Origin of the sequence: Olivibacter sp. EAT-5, assembly GCF_044784325.1 — a bacterium.
In the GTDB taxonomy this organism is placed as follows: Bacteria; Bacteroidota; Bacteroidia; order Sphingobacteriales; family Sphingobacteriaceae; genus Olivibacter; species Olivibacter oleidegradans.
The window spans coordinates 5,313,822-5,332,174 of sequence record NZ_CP173028.1; the positions used below are offsets into that span (position 1 = coordinate 5,313,822).

Annotated in this window: 19 protein-coding genes; 6 read left to right on the forward strand and 13 right to left on the reverse strand. The window is 46.9% G+C overall.

Annotated elements, in window-relative coordinates:
- Nucleotides 1–855, reverse strand: a complete 855-nt coding sequence (locus tag ACH11B_RS22205; RefSeq protein ID WP_130855488.1) for a hypothetical protein — start codon at nt 853–855, stop codon at nt 1–3.
- Between the two features lie 304 nt (nt 856–1,159).
- Here ACH11B_RS22205 and ACH11B_RS22210 point away from each other — a divergent pair, with 304 nt between their 5' ends.
- Together ACH11B_RS22210 and ACH11B_RS22215 are read left to right on the forward strand one after the other, a co-directional pair.
- A complete protein-coding gene (locus ACH11B_RS22210; protein WP_130855487.1) occupies nt 1,160–1,357 on the forward strand; it encodes a hypothetical protein in 198 nt (65 codons plus the stop codon).
- Nucleotides 1,354–2,163 carry a hypothetical protein gene (locus ACH11B_RS22215; RefSeq protein ID WP_130855486.1) on the forward strand — a complete coding sequence of 270 codons (810 nt, stop codon included), beginning with the start codon at nt 1,354–1,356 and terminating at the stop codon, nt 2,161–2,163. The genes ACH11B_RS22210 and ACH11B_RS22215 overlap by 4 nt, the downstream gene beginning before the upstream one ends.
- Before the next feature lie 257 nt (nt 2,164–2,420).
- Here the strand turns inward: ACH11B_RS22215 and ACH11B_RS22220 are convergent, their stop codons facing one another.
- The 4 genes from ACH11B_RS22220 to ACH11B_RS22235 form a co-directional block, all read right to left on the reverse strand.
- The gene (locus tag ACH11B_RS22220; protein ID WP_130855485.1) at nt 2,421–2,837 is read right to left on the reverse strand and encodes a hypothetical protein; all 417 of its coding nucleotides are present in this window, start codon (nt 2,835–2,837) and stop codon (nt 2,421–2,423) included.
- A gap of 875 nt (nt 2,838–3,712) precedes the next feature.
- A complete protein-coding gene (gene xth, locus ACH11B_RS22225) occupies nt 3,713–4,489 on the reverse strand; it encodes an exodeoxyribonuclease III (RefSeq protein WP_130855484.1) in 777 nt (258 codons plus the stop codon).
- A gap of 84 nt (nt 4,490–4,573) precedes the next feature.
- Nucleotides 4,574–4,828 (reverse strand): hypothetical protein, encoded by a 255-nt coding sequence (locus ACH11B_RS22230; protein ID WP_130855483.1) that lies wholly within the window; start codon nt 4,826–4,828, stop codon nt 4,574–4,576.
- A 25-nt stretch (nt 4,829–4,853) separates the two neighbouring features.
- Nucleotides 4,854–5,651: an XRE family transcriptional regulator gene (locus tag ACH11B_RS22235; protein WP_377610425.1), complete on the reverse strand. Its 798-nt coding sequence runs from the start codon at nt 5,649–5,651 to the stop codon at nt 4,854–4,856.
- A 70-nt stretch (nt 5,652–5,721) separates the two neighbouring features.
- On the opposite strand from ACH11B_RS22235, the gene ACH11B_RS22240 reads away from it, so the two are divergent.
- From ACH11B_RS22240 to ACH11B_RS22255, 4 genes are read left to right on the forward strand one after another with little or no spacing between them, the layout of a single operon-like run.
- Nucleotides 5,722–6,462: an ImuA family protein gene (locus ACH11B_RS22240; RefSeq protein WP_130855481.1), complete on the forward strand. Its 741-nt coding sequence runs from the start codon at nt 5,722–5,724 to the stop codon at nt 6,460–6,462.
- Nucleotides 6,459–7,961, forward strand: a complete 1,503-nt coding sequence (locus ACH11B_RS22245; protein WP_130855480.1) for a DNA polymerase Y family protein — start codon at nt 6,459–6,461, stop codon at nt 7,959–7,961. Before ACH11B_RS22240 ends, ACH11B_RS22245 begins: the two co-directional genes overlap by 4 nt.
- 6 nt (nt 7,962–7,967) lie before the next feature.
- Nucleotides 7,968–11,198 carry an error-prone DNA polymerase gene (locus tag ACH11B_RS22250; protein WP_130855479.1) on the forward strand — a complete coding sequence of 1,077 codons (3,231 nt, stop codon included), beginning with the start codon at nt 7,968–7,970 and terminating at the stop codon, nt 11,196–11,198.
- A 17-nt stretch (nt 11,199–11,215) separates the two neighbouring features.
- Entirely contained in the window at nt 11,216–11,812 is a 597-nt protein-coding gene (locus ACH11B_RS22255; RefSeq protein ID WP_130855478.1) for an alpha-ketoglutarate-dependent dioxygenase AlkB, read from the forward strand.
- 37 nt (nt 11,813–11,849) lie between these two features.
- Here ACH11B_RS22255 and ACH11B_RS22260 read toward each other — a convergent pair whose 3' ends face one another.
- From ACH11B_RS22260 to ACH11B_RS22295, 8 genes are all read right to left on the reverse strand, one after another.
- Complete coding sequence (locus ACH11B_RS22260) at nt 11,850–12,344, reverse strand: DUF6691 family protein (protein ID WP_130855477.1); 495 nt, start codon at nt 12,342–12,344, stop codon at nt 11,850–11,852.
- A gap of 11 nt (nt 12,345–12,355) precedes the next feature.
- On the reverse strand, nt 12,356–12,919 hold the full coding sequence (locus ACH11B_RS22265) for a YeeE/YedE family protein (RefSeq protein ID WP_130855476.1): 564 nt from the start codon (nt 12,917–12,919) through the stop codon (nt 12,356–12,358).
- Nucleotides 12,920–12,963: 44 nt separating this feature from the next.
- Complete coding sequence (locus tag ACH11B_RS22270) at nt 12,964–14,367, reverse strand: rhodanese-like domain-containing protein (protein ID WP_130855475.1); 1,404 nt, start codon at nt 14,365–14,367, stop codon at nt 12,964–12,966.
- A gap of 86 nt (nt 14,368–14,453) precedes the next feature.
- Nucleotides 14,454–15,254 (reverse strand): sulfite exporter TauE/SafE family protein, encoded by an 801-nt coding sequence (locus ACH11B_RS22275; RefSeq protein WP_130855474.1) that lies wholly within the window; start codon nt 15,252–15,254, stop codon nt 14,454–14,456.
- Nucleotides 15,255–15,314: 60 nt separating this feature from the next.
- Nucleotides 15,315–15,938 carry a Crp/Fnr family transcriptional regulator gene (locus tag ACH11B_RS22280; protein WP_130855473.1) on the reverse strand — a complete coding sequence of 208 codons (624 nt, stop codon included), beginning with the start codon at nt 15,936–15,938 and terminating at the stop codon, nt 15,315–15,317.
- Between the two features lie 52 nt (nt 15,939–15,990).
- Complete coding sequence (locus tag ACH11B_RS22285) at nt 15,991–16,422, reverse strand: Hsp20/alpha crystallin family protein (protein ID WP_130855472.1); 432 nt, start codon at nt 16,420–16,422, stop codon at nt 15,991–15,993.
- An 82-nt stretch (nt 16,423–16,504) separates the two neighbouring features.
- On the reverse strand, nt 16,505–17,341 hold the full coding sequence (locus ACH11B_RS22290) for a universal stress protein (protein WP_130855471.1): 837 nt from the start codon (nt 17,339–17,341) through the stop codon (nt 16,505–16,507).
- Entirely contained in the window at nt 17,338–18,276 is a 939-nt protein-coding gene (locus tag ACH11B_RS22295) for a 1-phosphofructokinase family hexose kinase (protein WP_130855470.1), read from the reverse strand. Before ACH11B_RS22295 ends, ACH11B_RS22290 begins: the two co-directional genes overlap by 4 nt.
- Between the last annotated feature and the right edge of the window lie 77 nt (nt 18,277–18,353).

Genomic DNA, 18,353 nt, shown 5'->3' on the forward strand with positions numbered 1-18,353 from the left:
TTAATTGCCATAATTTATCCGTTGTTTTTTCACAAATTCGAGAAAATCTTCGTCGCTCTCGGGGTCGAAGTTACTATCCTGAAAAGCAAGTTCGTTAACAAACTTGTCAATAAATATATTAAACTGCTCGGCAAGCCACTGGTACTTTTCGTATATACGCTCGTTTTGTCTATTCTCTTCTAAATGGTTACCAATTACTTGATTAAAATCAGTAAAAAAAAGTCTTTTATCCTCTACATAGTCACTTTGAAAGACCTGCAAAAAAATATTTAAATACTTCACGTCTTCGCCTTCGATCATAACATCAGCAAAGGGATAGTCATATTCCTTTTCGCCCAACAGATTATATGCTTGGAATTGATCGACAATATTTGTGGACAACACAATGCGAGGATATATCGCAATTTTCGATTCAAGCAAATACGCGTTGGCTAATGGTACTCCTACTGCAATAGTTTCTTCGTCAATAAAAAGTCCGTAATCCACTCCTCCCCTAAGGAAATATCCTTTTTTCGCGAAATCAAAATATAATTTAGTGATGACCAGTAACAGGTCTTGCAAATCATTCGGGGTGGTCTCCTGAATGGAGGTGATACAGATATTATCTGAAAACAGGTAGTATCTGTACTTTTCTTTATCTAACTGCTCTATGGCATTTTTAAATGTTGCAATAAATTCGTTCGCTTTCTGAGAGGTGAACCTACCTCCCAATATAGGGTCTTCATTTTCTTCGGGTAGGCGCTTCCGATTTTGCCTAGCCTCCGCATCAAATTCGCCTAGAAATTGTTGAAATCCCAAAACATCTAGAAAAGCAACGGCTCGATTATGAAAAATATAAGGTGCAATATCGTGCATAGATAATAGGCTTATTTGGGCTTTGATTGTTGGCTCAAATATAATCAATTTTCGCTACATGAAAAAAAGTTATTGCGTCTATTCTCATGTGAGATAAACCCATCGTCTGAAATTTATTTTGTGCTAATTTTAGAAATCTGAGTTCTAAAATCAGCACCAATGTAATATAAAACCGCTTAAGTTGCCCTAATGCAGTTCTAAAAGCATTGATTTACGTGTCCTTTGGAATATGAAAAATATTTCTTATAATTGGAGTGCCTTCACGACGATAAGTGGATAGCATCATAATTTAAATAGTGATGCTATGGACTTTCAAGAAATCATCAATATACTTGATAAATTACCGGATCAAAAGTTGCCATTTGTAGGCGGCTTATTTTTCATAGGTTGGCTCGTTAGGCGAATATATGGTTATATTATGCGAAATAAACCGATCGAATATTATGAAAAGTATGATCACTGCGGGCAAATTCGAGAAGTTAGGAAAAGGTATAGAAAATGAGCAATAATTCTGTCGAGTTAAAAGGACTAAATGCAAAACTAAGGATACTTCGTGGTATAATCAGAAGAAACAATCTCTCAGTGATGGAATTCGTTTATCACAATTATGTATTGCGCGTAAATGAAGAAGTTGTCAAAAATAACGAATATCTCATCTGTATGGTTTGTGGATCCCATCTTAACATAACAAGAGAGCATATTATACCACGGTGGTGCTTTCGAAAAGATACAAAAAAATATTTTGATATCACCGTAAACGGGCACACAGTAACGTACAATAAAGCAACGATTCCAACCTGCTCAACATGCAATGCTGAATTGCTCAATAGTTTGGAAAGGTATATACAAAAACTGTTTCACGAAGGATTTGAGAAAGACTTTGCTTTCAATATTTTCGAACTGCAACATATAATTCGCTGGCTTGAAACTATTGATTATAAATTTCAAATCATGAATATTTCCAAAAAATTTCTAAGTCCAAAAAATGGAAAACATATTCCATATCTAAGTGATTTTCCTTTATACTTGCTACTACCTAACAAAGGATATTCACCTGCAAAGATATTGTCTACAATTCGATACGCTCACAAACGCCTAGCGGTAAAGGATAAAGCAAACCACGTCAATTCCTTACTCATTTTCAAAACCTCAAACCAACATTTTCATTTCTTCCATACGATTGACGATTTTATATTTTTGGAAATACCACAATATAAAATCGCCCTATTTTATTTTTTCAAAGAGCAGTTCAAAGAAACTACCGTAGCATACAAAAAGGCTATGGAGGTTATTAATAAGGTTTATTAGTCCATTTTTTGGAACAGAACAAGCAAAATTTCTCTGGTTCTTATGAAAGAGCCAAGACGATCTTTGAGAAATATAATAAGGATGGTTATAAAGGTATAAATAGCGTAGGCATTTCTTTTGAAATCGCTGCGTTGGTAAAAGGAATCGCTATACTAACAAATGCTGAGGAAAAGTTAAGGTGACGAAATCGCTAGTCTAACGTATAGGTAACGGGTCGGATATTTTTATAGAAATGGTTGACGTGGATATTTTGCGCTCTATCGAAGCCTAACAATTTTCTTCTTTTGCCCAGCAATAACGATCTTAATATAAACCCTACCTTTCTTGTTAAAAATTCTATCAACAGAATCATTATATTTATTGTGCTCATCAAATATTATATCGTAACTTTCGTAAGGAGCTATTACATAACGACTAGTTTGTCCTTCATCGTACCATGTCCATGCAGATTCTTTTTTAAAAAAGCATTTCCAGATAGAATGATAGATTTCAAAGTAAGTAATCGTTACTTTACGTGTAGAATTGTTGTAAATCGTTATTGTGTTTTCAGGGCCATAAAAACTATATACAGCATCAATGTAGATTTTACCTTCTCTAAAGGTTCGAATCAGAGAGATTATAGATATTACTACACCGGCAATTGCAATACAATTGTCTTTTATAAAGTCTTTCATGCTTTCTTTATAGTATTAATAGCTAGTACGAGCGTCATTAAATCATTATGATGTAAACCAGGTTGTCCTGCTCAAGATATCGCCTCGCAATATAACAGTGTCTTCTGACCTGCTGACTCCTCTTATTGTAGCGAGATTATAGCATTTAAATTTTTATAAATATCGCTAAAATCTGACGTTTTTTGTCACAAATAAACGTCTGTTTTCTGGAACCACTTTCAGTTGTGGGGAAGGCTAACTAAGAACTAATATTGTTTATCCCAAAAACTTGTATTGCGAAAATTGGCACTTTCACAATTGATTGACGCCTTGTACCGCTTGTATTATTTATCATTGCAGGTGTAACCCACACAATAGGAATCGCATACTATTATAAATACGCGAAAGAAAGGGAAATCACACGATCCACGGGTATGCGTAAAACGGGAAATTATTTTTTATCAACTGCGGGCACAGTAGCATTCATTGGTTTTCTTCTTATGTTTGATATATTTCGGTTTTATTAACCAAATTAAGGATTGAGCTGACAAGGTTCCAACAGATTTTCTTATCCCTTTGCATAAAACGATTACCTCATAATAGCGTTTCACAAAACGATCATAAAAGCGTACCTAAGCCTTTAAAGACACTCTTTCTCAGGCGCAGAAATGTATTAAGCCTAAATCTATTTCGATAAAAAGACCGCTACTACAAACAGCATAATATAGTGCTAAAGCCTCTCCCACTACGGCATCCAAAAGACAGTGATAAACGTGATGAATCGCTAGCTATAGGCCAGAAAGTGTCACTTGGCATTTCTTGTTGTCTATATATCGATACGTAAATTATTTAATTGTTCGAAAATTCTTAACAGCGTAGCAGAAAACCTAACAGATTCACGTAGGTTTCAATCTGATCCATACCGGCGCATGGTCACTGCTCTTTTCCCAGCCACGGACATGCCTGTCGATGCCGCCCTCGATCAACCGGGGCGCAATTTTGGGGCTCAGCAAAATGTGATCCAATCGGAGGCCTGCATTACGCCCATAGGCATTCCAGAGGTAATCCCAAAAGGTATAGACTGCCTGATCGGGAAATAGCCTACGGACGGAATCCATCCATCCCTGTTTGAGCAGAGATTTAAATTCCTTTCTTGCCTCCATGCGGTACAGGGCGTTGTTTTCCCATTTTTGGGGTTTGTAAACGTCCAGCTCTGTAGGGATAATGTTAAAATCACCGATTAAAATGGCGGGAATGTCCATTTTTATTAGCTGGGCAGCCCGTCTTTTAAAGCGTTTGATCCAGGCCATCTTATAGTCAAATTTAGGCCCGGGATAGGGATTGCCGTTGGGCAGATACAAACAGGAGATAAGCGTGTCATCAATGATCGCCTCGAGGTACCGGCTATGGTTATCTTCCACGTTACCGGGAAGCACGCGGGTCACCTCTGTGATCTCTCCCAATTTCGATAAAATTGCCACCCCGTTCCAGCTTTTCTGTCCGTGCCAGATAGCTTGGTAACCTGCCTCTTGGATGGCTTTTAAGGGAAAGCGGTTTTGGGGCGCTTTGAGCTCCTGCAAACACACCACGTCGGGCTCTTCTTCCCGTAGCCAGCGGAGCAGAACGGGTAAACGGCCATTGATGCCGTTGATATTGAACGTTGCAATTTTCATGAATGAAGGAGGGCACTTTTTCTTTTTCTAACAAGTGCAGAGGCAAAGTGTTTAGCTAAAGAGCCAGGTGGCCAACAGTAACATTTACTTCGATTTAACCTGCTCTTCCAGATAGCTTGCGATTGCCTGCAAAAGCCCCGGCTTTAGTTCTTTTGACGTGTCGGCAGTCGGATCTACCAATATGGCCCGGTAATTCCGTTCTTCATCGGGCTCGAAATGCACCATGGTGCCGAATACTTCCACCTCGATCTTATGGGTATAGCCCATCCAGCGGATACGGCTTTCGAAACTATGTTCGGTATTCCGGTAATTTATGGTTATGAAAAAGGGTTCGTCCATCTGTTCTGTTTAATAATTCCAAGCCTTATATTTTTTCGACCCGCTTTTTTACATCAAGAAGGAGCTGCCTGATTTCCTGCAGGTCGGTTCCGGCTTCGGGCAGCTTATCGGTCTGGTGCTTTACATACTGCCAGATTTCCAGCACCTCATCCACCCTTACGGTATAGGGCGCATAATTTTTATTGAGCGAGCGGAGCAGCACGGTACCGTCCCCTTGCAGGGTAACCTGCTTGAACACGAAATCCCGTTCACCTTTGAGGATAACGATGCACAGGCTGTCGGGCTTCAGGGTTTTCCAGTCCTGCACATAACGGGCCACCACATCGCCCCCCTCGGGAATGGGCAGCATCGAATCGCCCGTAGTGGGGAACATCCGGTAGGTACCCCCGGCCGGAAGGTTCGGCAGCGAAAATTTGGGCAGCGCCGCCAGAAACTCGGGATCGGCATGGCCCGCGGCATAGCCTGCCTTGGCCTTTACGGGTACATACTCCATGTTTTCCTTATTATCGGGCGTAACGGTAATGGAAAGTACGCGCAGGTTCTTCCCGTTGATATATTCCTTTGCCCCCGTTTCCAGCTTGCGCAGTTCGTATTCGCTCCAGCGGCCCAGGTCCTGCCGGAGCAGGTAATCCACGGGGATTCTGAAGAACTCGGACAACCGGATCAGGTCGACCAGTGGCGGATTCTCCGTCTGCCCGTTCTCCAGTGCGGTATATTTACTGCGTGTAAGGCCCAGCAGCTGTGCCAGGTGTTCCTGACTGTATTTTTTGCGGTTGCGGAGAAACCGGAGATTGCTTCTGAAAAAAACTTTTGCAGCTTCCATTTTGTATTGTTATTATTGATGACATTCATTTTGTTACCAATGGTGACAAAATTAAAAATAAAATCGGGATATGGAAACCTCGTTGAAGAAAAAGTCAGTGGTGGAGGAGCTGCGGAAAATGATTCTGGCAGCGGAGGGTTTTTCCGCTCCGAACGGAAGCGATGAACTGCCCGGGGATCTGGGGCCGATGGAAAAGGCCTTCCCGATGGGTACCTTTCCGCTCGGGGCCATCCATGAATTTATCAGTAACAGTGCGGAGGAAGCGGCGGCATCTACCGGCTTCATCGCCTGCCTGATCGGCCGCCTGATGCAGCGGAAGGGTCCCTGCCTCTGGGTGAGCATCGGCAAGCGTTTGTTTCCGCCCTCTCTGCTGGGTTTCGGCATTGAGCCCCACCGGGTGATCTTCATCAACCTGCATGGGGAAAAGGATGCCCTCTGGGTGCTGGAGGAGGCGCTTAAGTGCCCTTCGCTCGCCGCTGTGGTGGGCGAAATCCGCGACCTGGACCTGACGGCCTCGCGCCGCCTGCAGCTGGCCGTGGAGCAGAGCCGTGTTACGGGCTTTCTGCACCGCTATCGCCCGCGGCGCCTGAATAACCTGGCCTGCGTCTCGCGCTGGAACATACGCCCCCTGAGCAGCCTGCAGGACGGACGCCTGCCGGGCATCGGCCACCCGCTGTGGGAAGTGCAGCTCGGGAAGATACGCAACGGAAGGCCCGGCACCTGGCACCTGTGCTGGAAGGCCGGTAACTTCCGGCACATTGCGCCCGATGCCCCCGTTAAAAAGAAAGTCTATACACATACCGGTACATGATGAAAAGATATGTTGCGATAGCATTCCGTCATCTGCTCACGGATGACCTGGCCATCCACCGGCCGGAACTGCGCGGAAAGGCTTTTGTACTGGCCGCGCCCGAGCGGGGGCGCATGGTGATCCGGGCCCTGAGCCCCGGGGCAGCGGCGGAAGGTGTTACCGTGAATATGGTACTGGCCGATGCGCGTGCCCTTTATCCCGATCTGGAGGTCTTCGATTATGAGCCCCACCGGGCGGAAAAATTACTGAAGCGTCTGGCCGAACAGTGTCTGCGCTATACGCCGATGGCGGGCGTCGATCTGCCGGACGGGCTGATACTGGATGCGAGCGGCTGCACCCACCTATGGAAAGGGGAAAGGCCCTATATGGGAGAGATTGCCGGGAAACTGAAAGGCGCGGGCTATGATGTGCGGATGGCCATGGCCGACACCATCGGAACGGCATGGGCCGTGGCCCGTTATGGAACGGATGGCGCCGTGGTTGCTCCGGGTGGGCAGCTGGCGGCCCTGATGCCCCTCCCCCCTGCCGCGCTGCGTTTGGACCGGGCCATAACGGAACGCATGCAGAAGCTGGGCCTTACCCACATCGGTGATTTTATCGGCATGCCCCGTACGGTACTGCGCCGCCGTTTCGGTGAGCAGTTGCTCAACCGCATCGGTCAGGCGCTGGGCACCTCTCCCGAACCGCTGGAACCGGTGCGGCCGCCGGCACCTTATGCGGAACGCCTGCCCTGTCTGGAGCCGGTACGGACGCGAAAGGCCATTGAAATGGCGCTGGAGACGTTGTTGGAAATGCTTACACGGAATCTGCTGGAGGATGGGATGGGGCTGCGGAAGGCGGTTTTCCGGTCTTTCCGTATAGATGGTAAGGTACAGCAGATCCAGATAGGCACCGGCCGCCCTTCGCGTGACCGGCATCACCTCTTCCGCCTGTTCGGCGAAAAGATCGGTACCATTGCCCCCGGTCTGGGCATCGAGCTTTTTATACTGGAAGCGCCCGTTGTGGAGGATCTGGATGCCCGACAGGAGAAGTTGTGGAACGATGGCGGTGTCTATGAAAGTACGGAGATCGGCAATCTGCTCGACCGGATCGCCACGCGTGCCGGCCACGATGCCATCCGCCGCTATCTGCCGGATGAGCACCACTGGCCGGAGCGCTCCATCAGGCCTGCCACCTCTTATGACGAACGGCCGGCCATCCCCTGGCCTATCGATGAGCCGCGCCCGATTTACCTGCTGCCCGAGCCGGAGCCCATCCGGGTATCGGCTCCCGTGCCGGATTACCCGCCCATGGTTTTTGTGTACAAAGGGAAAAGGCATAAGGTGAAAAAGGCGGACGGGCCCGAGCGCATCGAAAGGGAATGGTGGATCGAGACGGGTCCGCAGCGCGATTACTACCGCGTGGAGGATGAAGAGGGCGCGCGCTACTGGCTCTTCCGATCGGGGCATTATGATGGCGAGGGCGAGCCGGAATGGTTCATGCATGGTTTTTTTGCTTAACGGTTTATGGATTATACGGAATTACAGGTCACTTCGAATTTCAGCTTCCTCCGCGGTGCCTCGCACCTGGAGGAACTGGTGGAACAGGCCGCGGCGCTCGGTTATGGGAGCATGGCCATAACCGACCACAACACCCTGGCGGGTATTGTGCGGGCACACAGCGCTGCGAAAAAATACGGTCTGCGTATCATCCCTGCCGCACGCCTCAATCTTGTGGACGGCCCTCCCCTGCTGGCCTACCCGACGGACAGGGATGCTTACGCCCGTCTCTCGGCGCTGCTGACCGAAGGCAACCGGCGGACGGAAAAGGGGAAATGCGAGCTCTATAAGGCCGATGTATATCGCTATGCAGAGGGCATGATCTTTATTTCCCTGCCTCCCGTTGATCTTGATGACGAATTTGATTTCGGAGAGGATTTCAGAAGGGAGCTGCTGGAATATAAAAAGGCCTTCGGCCGGCAACTCTATGTGGCGGCCTCCTGGCTGTACAGGGGCAGCGACGCCAAAAGGCTCTACCGCATAGCGGAACTGGAAGCGGATTTCGGCATACCGATGGTGGCCACCAACGATGTGCATTTCCACAGCCCCGAGCGGCGGCAGCTGCAGGACATCGTGACCTGTGTGCGCGAAAAGAAAACGATCTACAATGCGGGTTACCTGCTTTACGGGAATGCGGAACGCTACCTGAAGCCCGCCGGGGAGATGGAACGCCTTTTTGGAAAATATCCGCAGGCCATCGAAAACACCCGGCGGATCGCGGAGGCCTGCCGCTTCAACCTCGACAGCCTGAAGTATGTGTACCCGAGGGAGATCATGCCGGACGGACGCACGCCGCTGGAGGAACTGACCCGGCTGGCGTGGCAGGGAGCTTACGGCTTTTTCGGTGATCCGCTGCCGGAAAAGGTTTCATCGGCCATTGTGCACGAACTGAAATTCATTGCGGAGATGGATTATGCGCCCTACTTCCTTACGGTATATGACATTGTACGGGAGGCCCGCTCGCGCGGCATCCTCTGCCAGGGCCGCGGCTCGGCCGCCAACTCCACCATCTGTTTCTGCCTGGGCATCACGGCGGTGAACCCGACGAAGTTTGACCTGCTCTTCGAGCGCTTTATCTCTTCGGCCCGGAACGAGCCGCCCGACATTGACGTGGATTTTGAGCACGAACGCCGCGAAGAGATCATCCAGTATATCTATGAAAAATACGGACGCGACCGCGCGGGCATTGTGGCCACGGTGACCCAGCTCCGCCAGAAAGGCGCGGTGCGGGATGTGGCGAAGGCCATGGGCATGTCGGTGGATGCCATCAACCGCCTGTCGAGCTCCATCTGGGAGTTTACCGACGAATGGTTTGAGGGCGATCGCATTTCGGAGCACGGCTTCAACCCGAAGGACCCTCACCTGGTAAAGGTGCTGGAACTGACACGGCAGTTTATGGGTTTTCCGCGCCAGCTGGGCCAGCATACGGGCGGTTTTGTGATCACGGACGGTAAACTGACCGACCTGTGTCCGGTGATCAACGCACGGATGGAGGACCGCACCAACATCGAATGGAACAAGGACGATATCGATGCGCTGGGCTTCCTCAAGATCGACGTGCTGGCACTGGGCATGCTGACCTGCATCCGCAAGGCCTTTGATCTGGCACGGGCACATCACGGCCTGGAGCTGACGCTGGCCACCGTACCGCAGGATGACCCCGAGGTGTACGATATGATCAGCGCGGCCGATACCATCGGGGTATTCCAGATCGAGAGCCGCGCGCAGCAATCGATGCTGCCGCGCCTGCGGCCGCGGAACTTTTACGACCTGGTGATCGAGGTGGCCATTGTACGGCCGGGCCCGATCCAGGGGGATATGGTACACCCCTACCTGCGCAGGCGCAACGGTGAGGAGGAGGTGGAATATCCCTCTCCCGAGCTGGAAGCGATTCTGGGCAAGACACTGGGCGTGCCCCTCTTTCAGGAACAGGCCATGAAAATCGCCATTGTGGCCGCGGGCTTCACCCCTGCCGAAGCGGATGAACTGCGGCGCAGCATGGCCACCTTTAAGGCGAAGGGTCTGGTGAGCCGGTTCGAAAGGAAGCTGATCGACGGCATGGTATCACGGGGCTATAAAAAGGAATTTGCCGAAAGGGTGTTCCGCCAGCTGGAAGGTTTCGGAAGCTACGGCTTTCCCGAAAGCCATGCGGCCAGTTTTGCCCTCTTGGTTTACGTTTCCTGCTGGCTGAAGCATCACTACCCAGATGTGTTTGCCGCAGCGCTGCTGAACAGCCAGCCCATGGGCTTTTATGCCCCGGCGCAGATTGTGCGCGATGCGCGGGAGCATGGCGTGACGGTAAGGCCCGTTGACGTCAACTTTTCCCATTGGGACAATACCCTGGAGGAGAAAACAGGCCCCTACTGCGCGCTGCGCCTGGGTTTCAGGCAGGTTAAGGGAATGAACCGGGAGGAAATGGAAGCGCTGGTACGGGCGCGGAAGAGACCTTATACGCATATCCATTTCCTGCCGGATGCAGGGGTTTCCATCGCTTCGCTGGAGCGCCTGGCGGATGCCGATGCGTTCCGCTCGATGGGCATGGACCGCAGGCAGGCGCTCTGGGAGGTGTCGGCCCTCCATGACCGTCCCATGGGCATCTTTGAAGGGCAGCCTTCGGCGAGCACACCGGAAGAAAAGGTGCGGTTGCCGGCGATGTCAGAATCGGAACATGTGCTGCAGGATTACAGCTCGCTGGCACTTTCGCTGAAGGCGCATCCGGTGAGTTTTATCCGGCGGCAGCTTTATGAGCGGGATATCCTGACCACGAGGGAACTGGACCGATGGCCCGATGGCACGCCCGTTCGGGTGGCCGGACTGGTACTGGTACGGCAGCGCCCGGGAACGGCGGGCGGTGTCTGTTTCATCACGATCGAGGACGAAACGGGCGTGGCCAACCTGGTGGCCTTTGCGAGTCTCTTTGAACGGTACCGGAAGGAAATCCTCTACTCGCAGCTGTTGATGGTAGAGGGTAAACTGCAGCGCGAGGGACAGGTTACCCATGTGGTGGCCAAAAGGCTCTACAACCTCTCCGGGCTGCTCACGCTGCTCGGTCCGAAGGAAAGAAAGCAGGCCGAGCTGCGGACACTCTCGCCCGCCGATGAAAAAGACGGCCATGTCTTCCCTGCCAAAAACAAAAGGACGCAGGTACGGGTTGATGCTCAACTGGAGCTGTTTCCGAAAGGACGTAATTTCAGGTAAATTTTAATTGATTGGAGATGCAGGGGAAATTGTTTGATGATAACCGGCAATTGGTACTGCCACGGGAACTGATGGATTATACGCCAGGCTTTCTGGAACGGCCGGAGGCGGATACGCTGCTTACTTTTTTATTGCATAATGTGCCCTGGCAGCAGACCAAAGTTAAGATGTACGATAAGGAGGTGGTAACGCCCAGATTGACGGCATGGTACGGAGACCGCCCGCTGAGGGCAGATGACCGGCGTGAACCGATACCCTGGCTGCCGGAACTGCAGATGGTAAGGCAGCGCATAGAGGCCTTTACCGGCATGGCCTTTCAGGGCGTGCTGCTGAACCTCTACCGCGATGGAAATGATTCGGTGGCCTGGCATGCCGACAAGGATACGGTGCCCGGCCGCAAAACCGAAATAGCCTCCCTGAGCCTGGGAGCCGAACGGAGCTTTGATTTCCGCAGGAAGGACGACCATACCGGTCGCTACTCCATCAAGCTGCAGCACGGCTCCCTTCTGCTCATGAAAGGCGATCTGCAACTTCACTGGGAACATAGGATAGCAAAATCGAACGTGATCATGGGGCCGAGGATCAATCTGACGTTCCGAAAGGTAATCTTATAGGGATAAACTGTAGTAGCTTATTATTTAAGCCTTTACCTTAATGTGGCAGTCTATCCCTTAATAAGCCATAAACCCACGTTCCGAATATAGCACTCAAAAGGCTTATTCCAATCACAAGAGCTCCGGTTCCTATTTGCGCAAACAATGGGCCTGGGCAGGCTCCGGTGATTGCCCAACCAAATCCAAAGAGCAACCCGCCATACAACTGCCCACGATTGAATTTTTTTGCTTGAAATTCGATCGGCTCGCCACCCATTGTTTTGATATTAAACCTTTTAATTATGCCTATAGATATTATACCAACAACTACGGCACTTGCAATAATGCCGTACATGTGAAAGGATTGCAAACGGAACATTTCCTGTATACGAAACCAACTGATCGCTTCGGATTTCACGAATATAATCCCAAAAAAAATGCCCACTAACAGATATTTAAAATTTGGATACCAACGACGCCTTGAGTCGTTTTCAGTGACGTCCCTCCTATTTTGCTCTTCGTTATTATTTCTTTCAATTATCTTTAAATGCATGTTTATATTTATTAAAGTGTTAGGATAAGGGGGAGTATAAAATTAGCCATAATAAAACCGCCTGCCATAAAACTGATGGTTGCTACCAATGATGGCCATTGTAGATTAGATAGCCCCATAATAGCGTGTCCGCTGGTACATCCTCCTGCATAGCGGCTACCAAAACCTATGAGGAATCCGCCAAATATGAGGATAATGAAACCTCGCAGGGTGAAGAGACTTGACCAACTCATAAGATCATGAGGTATTAAGCTGCTGTAATCCGTAATGCCATAATCTGTGAGTTCTGATACCAACCGAGGATCTAACTTAATCGGATCGGCATCAGAAAGCTGGTTTTTAGCGATGAAGCCGCCCATAAGAATACCAACGACAAAAAACAAGTTCCACGACTCTCTTCTCCAGTTATATTTGAAGAAAGGGATATTGGCAGGTACGCATGCCGCGCAAATGTGCCGCAGTGAAGAGCTGATACCGAAGGATTTATTTCCGATAATTAACAGTATCGGAACCGTTAAGCCAATGAGTGGCCCGGCAATGTACCAGGGCCAAGGTTGTTTAATAAGTTCTAACATGTTTTATAAATTATAGTTAATTTTGCGCTCTTGTACACTCCCAGCTACAAAACTGATTTTGTTATAACAGGCTCTTTGTTTTCCAACCATTCCTTCATCCCTCCTGTATAGTACTTTACATTATTGAATCCGTTTTTTATTAAAATTGAGTGAGCTATGGTAGCTCGATCGCCGGACTGGCAATAAACGACTAAATGTTTATCTTTATCGATTTTGTTCAGATTGCTTGTCAAGGTGCCAACGAAAATATTATGGGAACCTTCAATATGTGCCTCACGGTATTCTGAAGCACTCCGCACATCTACTAACTGCACATCGTTCCTGTTTAGGTAACTTTTGAATTCGGACAGCGAGAGCACATCTGCTTTTTGCAGCTCAACACCCACATCACATATATCTGATATATAACCTAGTATGTTATCGAGGCCGATACGCATTAATTTTCGCGTCAAATCGCTCATTTGCTCGTCATCCGCTATCAGCATGAATTGTTCTTCATAGCTCAGCAGCCAACCCATCCACGTTGAAAATGAATTATTCGCCTGTATATTAATGCTTTGCAAAAGAAATCCCTTAGCAAAGAGGCGTTTATCCCTAGTATCAATAATTTGGATTCCTTGATCATAAGCGGCTTTGAACTGTTCTTTTGTTAATTTCGGATGCGGAGGAATAGCTGCCAACAACGGTCGCCTTTCCTTATTGAGACGCTTCATCATGGCAAAGTATCGTGGTGCCTCAGGTTGATCGGCCAATAAATAGTCCGCAAACTTTTCCTCATTTCCATATAATTGAAATGCCCAGTTCCTGATTTTTTCATAACCGACGGTGGAACTCGGTACCGACCCGAGCGACTTACCGCAAGCGGAACCGGCCCCATGTCCTGACCAGACCTGAACATAATCGGGAAGATCTGCAAATTTCCGAAGCGATTGGTATAACTGTTGAACACCCCGCTCCGTTGTACCGGAAAATCCGGCCGCCTTCTCTAAAAGATCAGGTCTACCAACATCGCCGACAAATATGAAATCGCCTGTGAAGATCATTACAGGTTGATCACTTGCGGCATGATCTGTAAGTAGAAAGCTGATGCTTTCGGGTGTGTGCCCGGGTGTGTGTATCACGTCTAATGTAAGTTTACCGATAGTAATTTTATCACCATCTTTTAGACCGATGTGCGGAAACTCGTACTGCCAAGCGGCTCCTCCCTCATCAGACAGGTAAAGTTCTGCCCCTGTCACTGCAGCCAATTCGCGTGATCCGCAAAGAAAATCTGCGTGAATATGGGTTTCCGCAATGTGGGTTATCGTCAGGTTATTTTCCTCAGCAAGCGCTAAATAGGTATCGATGTCCCTCTTGGCGTCAAGCACAATAGCCTTCCCAATTGTTTGGCAGCCTATCAGATAGCTGCTCTGTGATAAACTCTTATCATAAATGTGTTGAAAAAACATGATATGTAATATTTAATGATCTGTTAAAGTTGTAAACTAATTTTTTATCGTACAGTTACTTTGGTTACACGACGCAAGTCAGTGCGCTACTTGAACAACAATTCTCTTAAAAGGATATAAATACCCATAATCAAAACAAACCAGCCAAAGGCAAACCGTAGTCTTCTTCCTTCAATTTTTTTTACCAACTTACTACCAACAAAAATGCCTAGAAAGGCCATCAAGGTGACCGATAGGAGGAAGCACCAATTGATGGCAATAAATGTTACTGAGAATAGAAATCCTGTTAAGGAGTTGATAGCAACGATTAACAGCGATGTCCCTATAGCTGTCTTTATAGGCGTTTTAAGGAAACCTATAAGTGCCGGAACTATAAGGAAACCACCTCCTGCTCCAACCAATCCTGTAACAAGTCCTACGAGCGCACCCAACGATAGGATACGTAAATTACTAAATGGCTTTTGCCTGTTTACTTTTGGTTGGTCAGCTTCTTCCGATTTTGCGATCATGCTATAGGAGGCTATTACCATTAACACGGCAAAGATGGAAAGGAGAAGGGTGCTTCTCGTGACGGCTAAATTGCCAATTTCAAATACAGATTCCGGTATCGCCGGTACAATGACCCGTCTGCTAAAGAAAACTGCCAAGACGGAAGGTATACCGAAAATTAATGCAGTTTTAATATCCACCATATTTCCCCTAAAATAGGGAAATGTACCTGCGGCACTGCTTAAGCCAACGATAAACAACGAATAGGTCGTAGCGGTTATAACGTCAATATGAAACAGATAAACTAATACCGGTACGGTAAGGATACTACCGCCGCTTCCGATCAGTCCCAGCGAGATACCTATTAAAATTGACGCAAAATAACCGATGAAGTCCATTTCTTTTTTATTAGATGGATCAAAGGTCCGTCAATTCAAAGATCTGTACAGCTACTTTTGTTACACAAGAACGATTTTATTTCTACCGAGCTTTACCGTACCATCGTCTTCGAGCTGTTTTAAAAGTCTGGAAACAACCACACGTGCGGTACCAAGTTCGTTCGCCAATTGCTCGTGCGTAATGCTCAGCATATTGTTTCCCGAAAGTTCTTTTTTTTTCCGTAATAGCGTTAGCAATCGTTCGTCAACTTTCTTAAACGCAATTGCGTTCACCATATCCAGTAATTCTTCAAAACGTTTGTGATAGAGGCGAAAAATGTAATCGAGCCACTGTGGGTATTCTCTAATGAACAATGAGACCTTTTCCATGGGCAGGAAGCGAATTTCGGCGTCTTCCTCCACTTCGGCCCTAACCTTACTCGTTTCGTTGTGAAGTCCTCCTAAAAATGACATGATGCAACTTTCGCCGGCCTTGATGTAATATAGTAAAATCTCTCGTCCGTCTTCTTCTGTACGGATAACCTTTAATGTACCCTTTGTAACAATAGGGATTGAACGGATGTACGCATGTTCGCTTAAAATAACATGTCCTGCATTATAGGTCTTCTGTATGCTATTTGCATACAACATCTCTCTTAATTGCGGCGAATACCTAAATTCTTCAATTTGATCCAGAACGTCCATATCGCAAATTTACATTTTAGGGGCATATAATTGCCCCCAAAATTGATTCCGCTTAAGAAACTTGCACCGTTTTTTTATTAGACGGGGATTTCGCTGTTTTTTTTAGTTCAATTTGTAAAATACCGTCCTGATACTTTGCTTTAATAGCATCTTCTGTCACATTTTCAGGCAAACTAAATACGCGCGTAAATTCTTCCTGATGAAATTCATGCCGCGTGTAATTTTCCTTCTCTTCTTTCTTTTCTGACTTATGTTCGGCACTAATGCTGATCATACCGTCTTCAATGGCAATCTTGAAATCATCTTTTTTATACCCGGGCGCAGCTAATGTTAATTCATAATAGTCCTTCGTATCGCGGATATTAACCGGCGGTAGAGAAGTTTTGCTAAAGATCGGTTTGCTAAAGAAGCCATCGGTGTTCCAGAAATCTTCCATCATTGACCTAAATGATGGGAAGTCAGTAGCTTTAACTAAGTTTGACATAATATTGAATTTAGAAATAATAACTAAGTTCCTTAAATAAATAATTCTTAATGATTTAGGTTATTTGACATAATGAGATTGATCAGGTAAGCGGTTTCGGAAAAACCAGCATTGGCCATTTGGCCAACGAAGAAAATGAAACAGTGTCACTACCGAGAAACAATTTCTCAAAGAAGGTGCGCTGCTGATCTGTAAACATAACAAGTATAGAGGGGTTAAATTTGGCTAACTGTACAGCTAAATGCTTTACGAGAGGCTCCTCAAAATTGTACTTCTCTTGAAAAAATTGGACAGTATTGGGGGGCAGCTTAGAAATAATTTCTGTTGCAGAGGCTACTTTGTTATTGAGCTGATCTGAGGGAAGCGAAAAGTGAAGGATGTCTACTTTTAGCTTAAGGGTTTCCATACAAACCAACACCATGTTTAACTCGCTTTCGAAATTCGTTAAGTCGGAAGCATATAATACGTTTCGGAGTTTTCTTCTTCTATAATCAGGAGGTACAATGATGATAGGAACATGTGATTGTTTTATTAATATATTAGCCACACTTCCAAACAGTTTTCGATGCCATCCGGCCGCGCTTCGACCTATACAAATAAATGTAAATTGATGGAGCTGCGCATACTGGAGAATGTGCTGCGCAACGAACAGCGATTCTTGAACGTGATAATAAAGCTGTAGCTGCTGAAGATCTATGCTTCCGGCAACTTTGCGAATAAACCTTATCAATTTTATACGTTCATTTTGCAGTTCAGTGTTTTGAAATCCTTTATAAGATAGGTCATTCCAAGTAGGTCTCTCGTTGTGATAGGTATAAAAAAATGTTAATTCATATTGATAGTGCTCGGCAAGTTGCAAAGCAAAGCGTATTCCTCCTTTAGAATTAGATGATAAATCCGTTGTAACCAAGATTTTCATAATTTCAGCTCCTTTGTTTTAACTAATTTATATAGCTTATAAACATCCCTCTTATGAAAGAGCTGTGTACCGCTATTTAACGTTGCCGCCGTACCACAAGCCACGCCAAATCTGGCTACCTCCGAAAAACTCTTCTTTTGCTGAAGCATCCATACCATTCCGGCCACCATACTATCTCCGGCTCCCACTGTACTCACTCGCTGCACGGGTGGTGCTTCGATTTCTTCGTATACACCATCCGCCAATAAGATAGCACCACGTTTACCCAGAGAAACCACCAACATCTTACACTGTCCTTTACCAATAATATCCTGACCGATGGCTTTAACCTCTTCTTCGTCAACACTTTCCTTATTTACCAAACTGGCAAGTTCGGACAAATTGGGCTTGAGCAAATAAGTTCCGGCTTCTAACGCAAGCTTTAAGGATTTGCCTGATGCATCAATCACCAATAAGGCATTGCTCTTTCTGGCAACTTCTGCAAGACGTAAATAGAAGTCGTCCGGCACGCCCTTAGGTGAGCTTCCACTTACTACCATAATGTCTGCCAGTGGGCTTAGCATAACAATTGCTGAAAAACAACGGTCGAATTCGGTGGAGCTGAGTTCATGTCCGGGCATCACGAATCGGTACTCGAAATTAGAGGCAGTTTCAACGACCGTTAGGTTCTCGCGTGTATTGCTGGCCACTTTAATGGCTGTATGTGGTATATCTTTATCGGCTAAAATCTCTTCGAAATATCGACCGTTCTCTCCGCCGGAAGGAAAAATAGCATAACTTAAACCTCCCAGTTCTTTGATGGCTTTACTAACGTTAATTCCTCCGCCTCCTACTTCAAGGCTCTCCTGAACGCAACGCATCTTTTTTTCCGGTGTCATCTTCTCGACAGAAACACCCCGATCAATTGCCGGATTCATTGTTATTGTAATAATCACCGTTTTAAAATTTTATAGTCGACTAATCCTGCAACTATAGTTAATAACTATATAAACAAACAGCAGTGAAATGAATC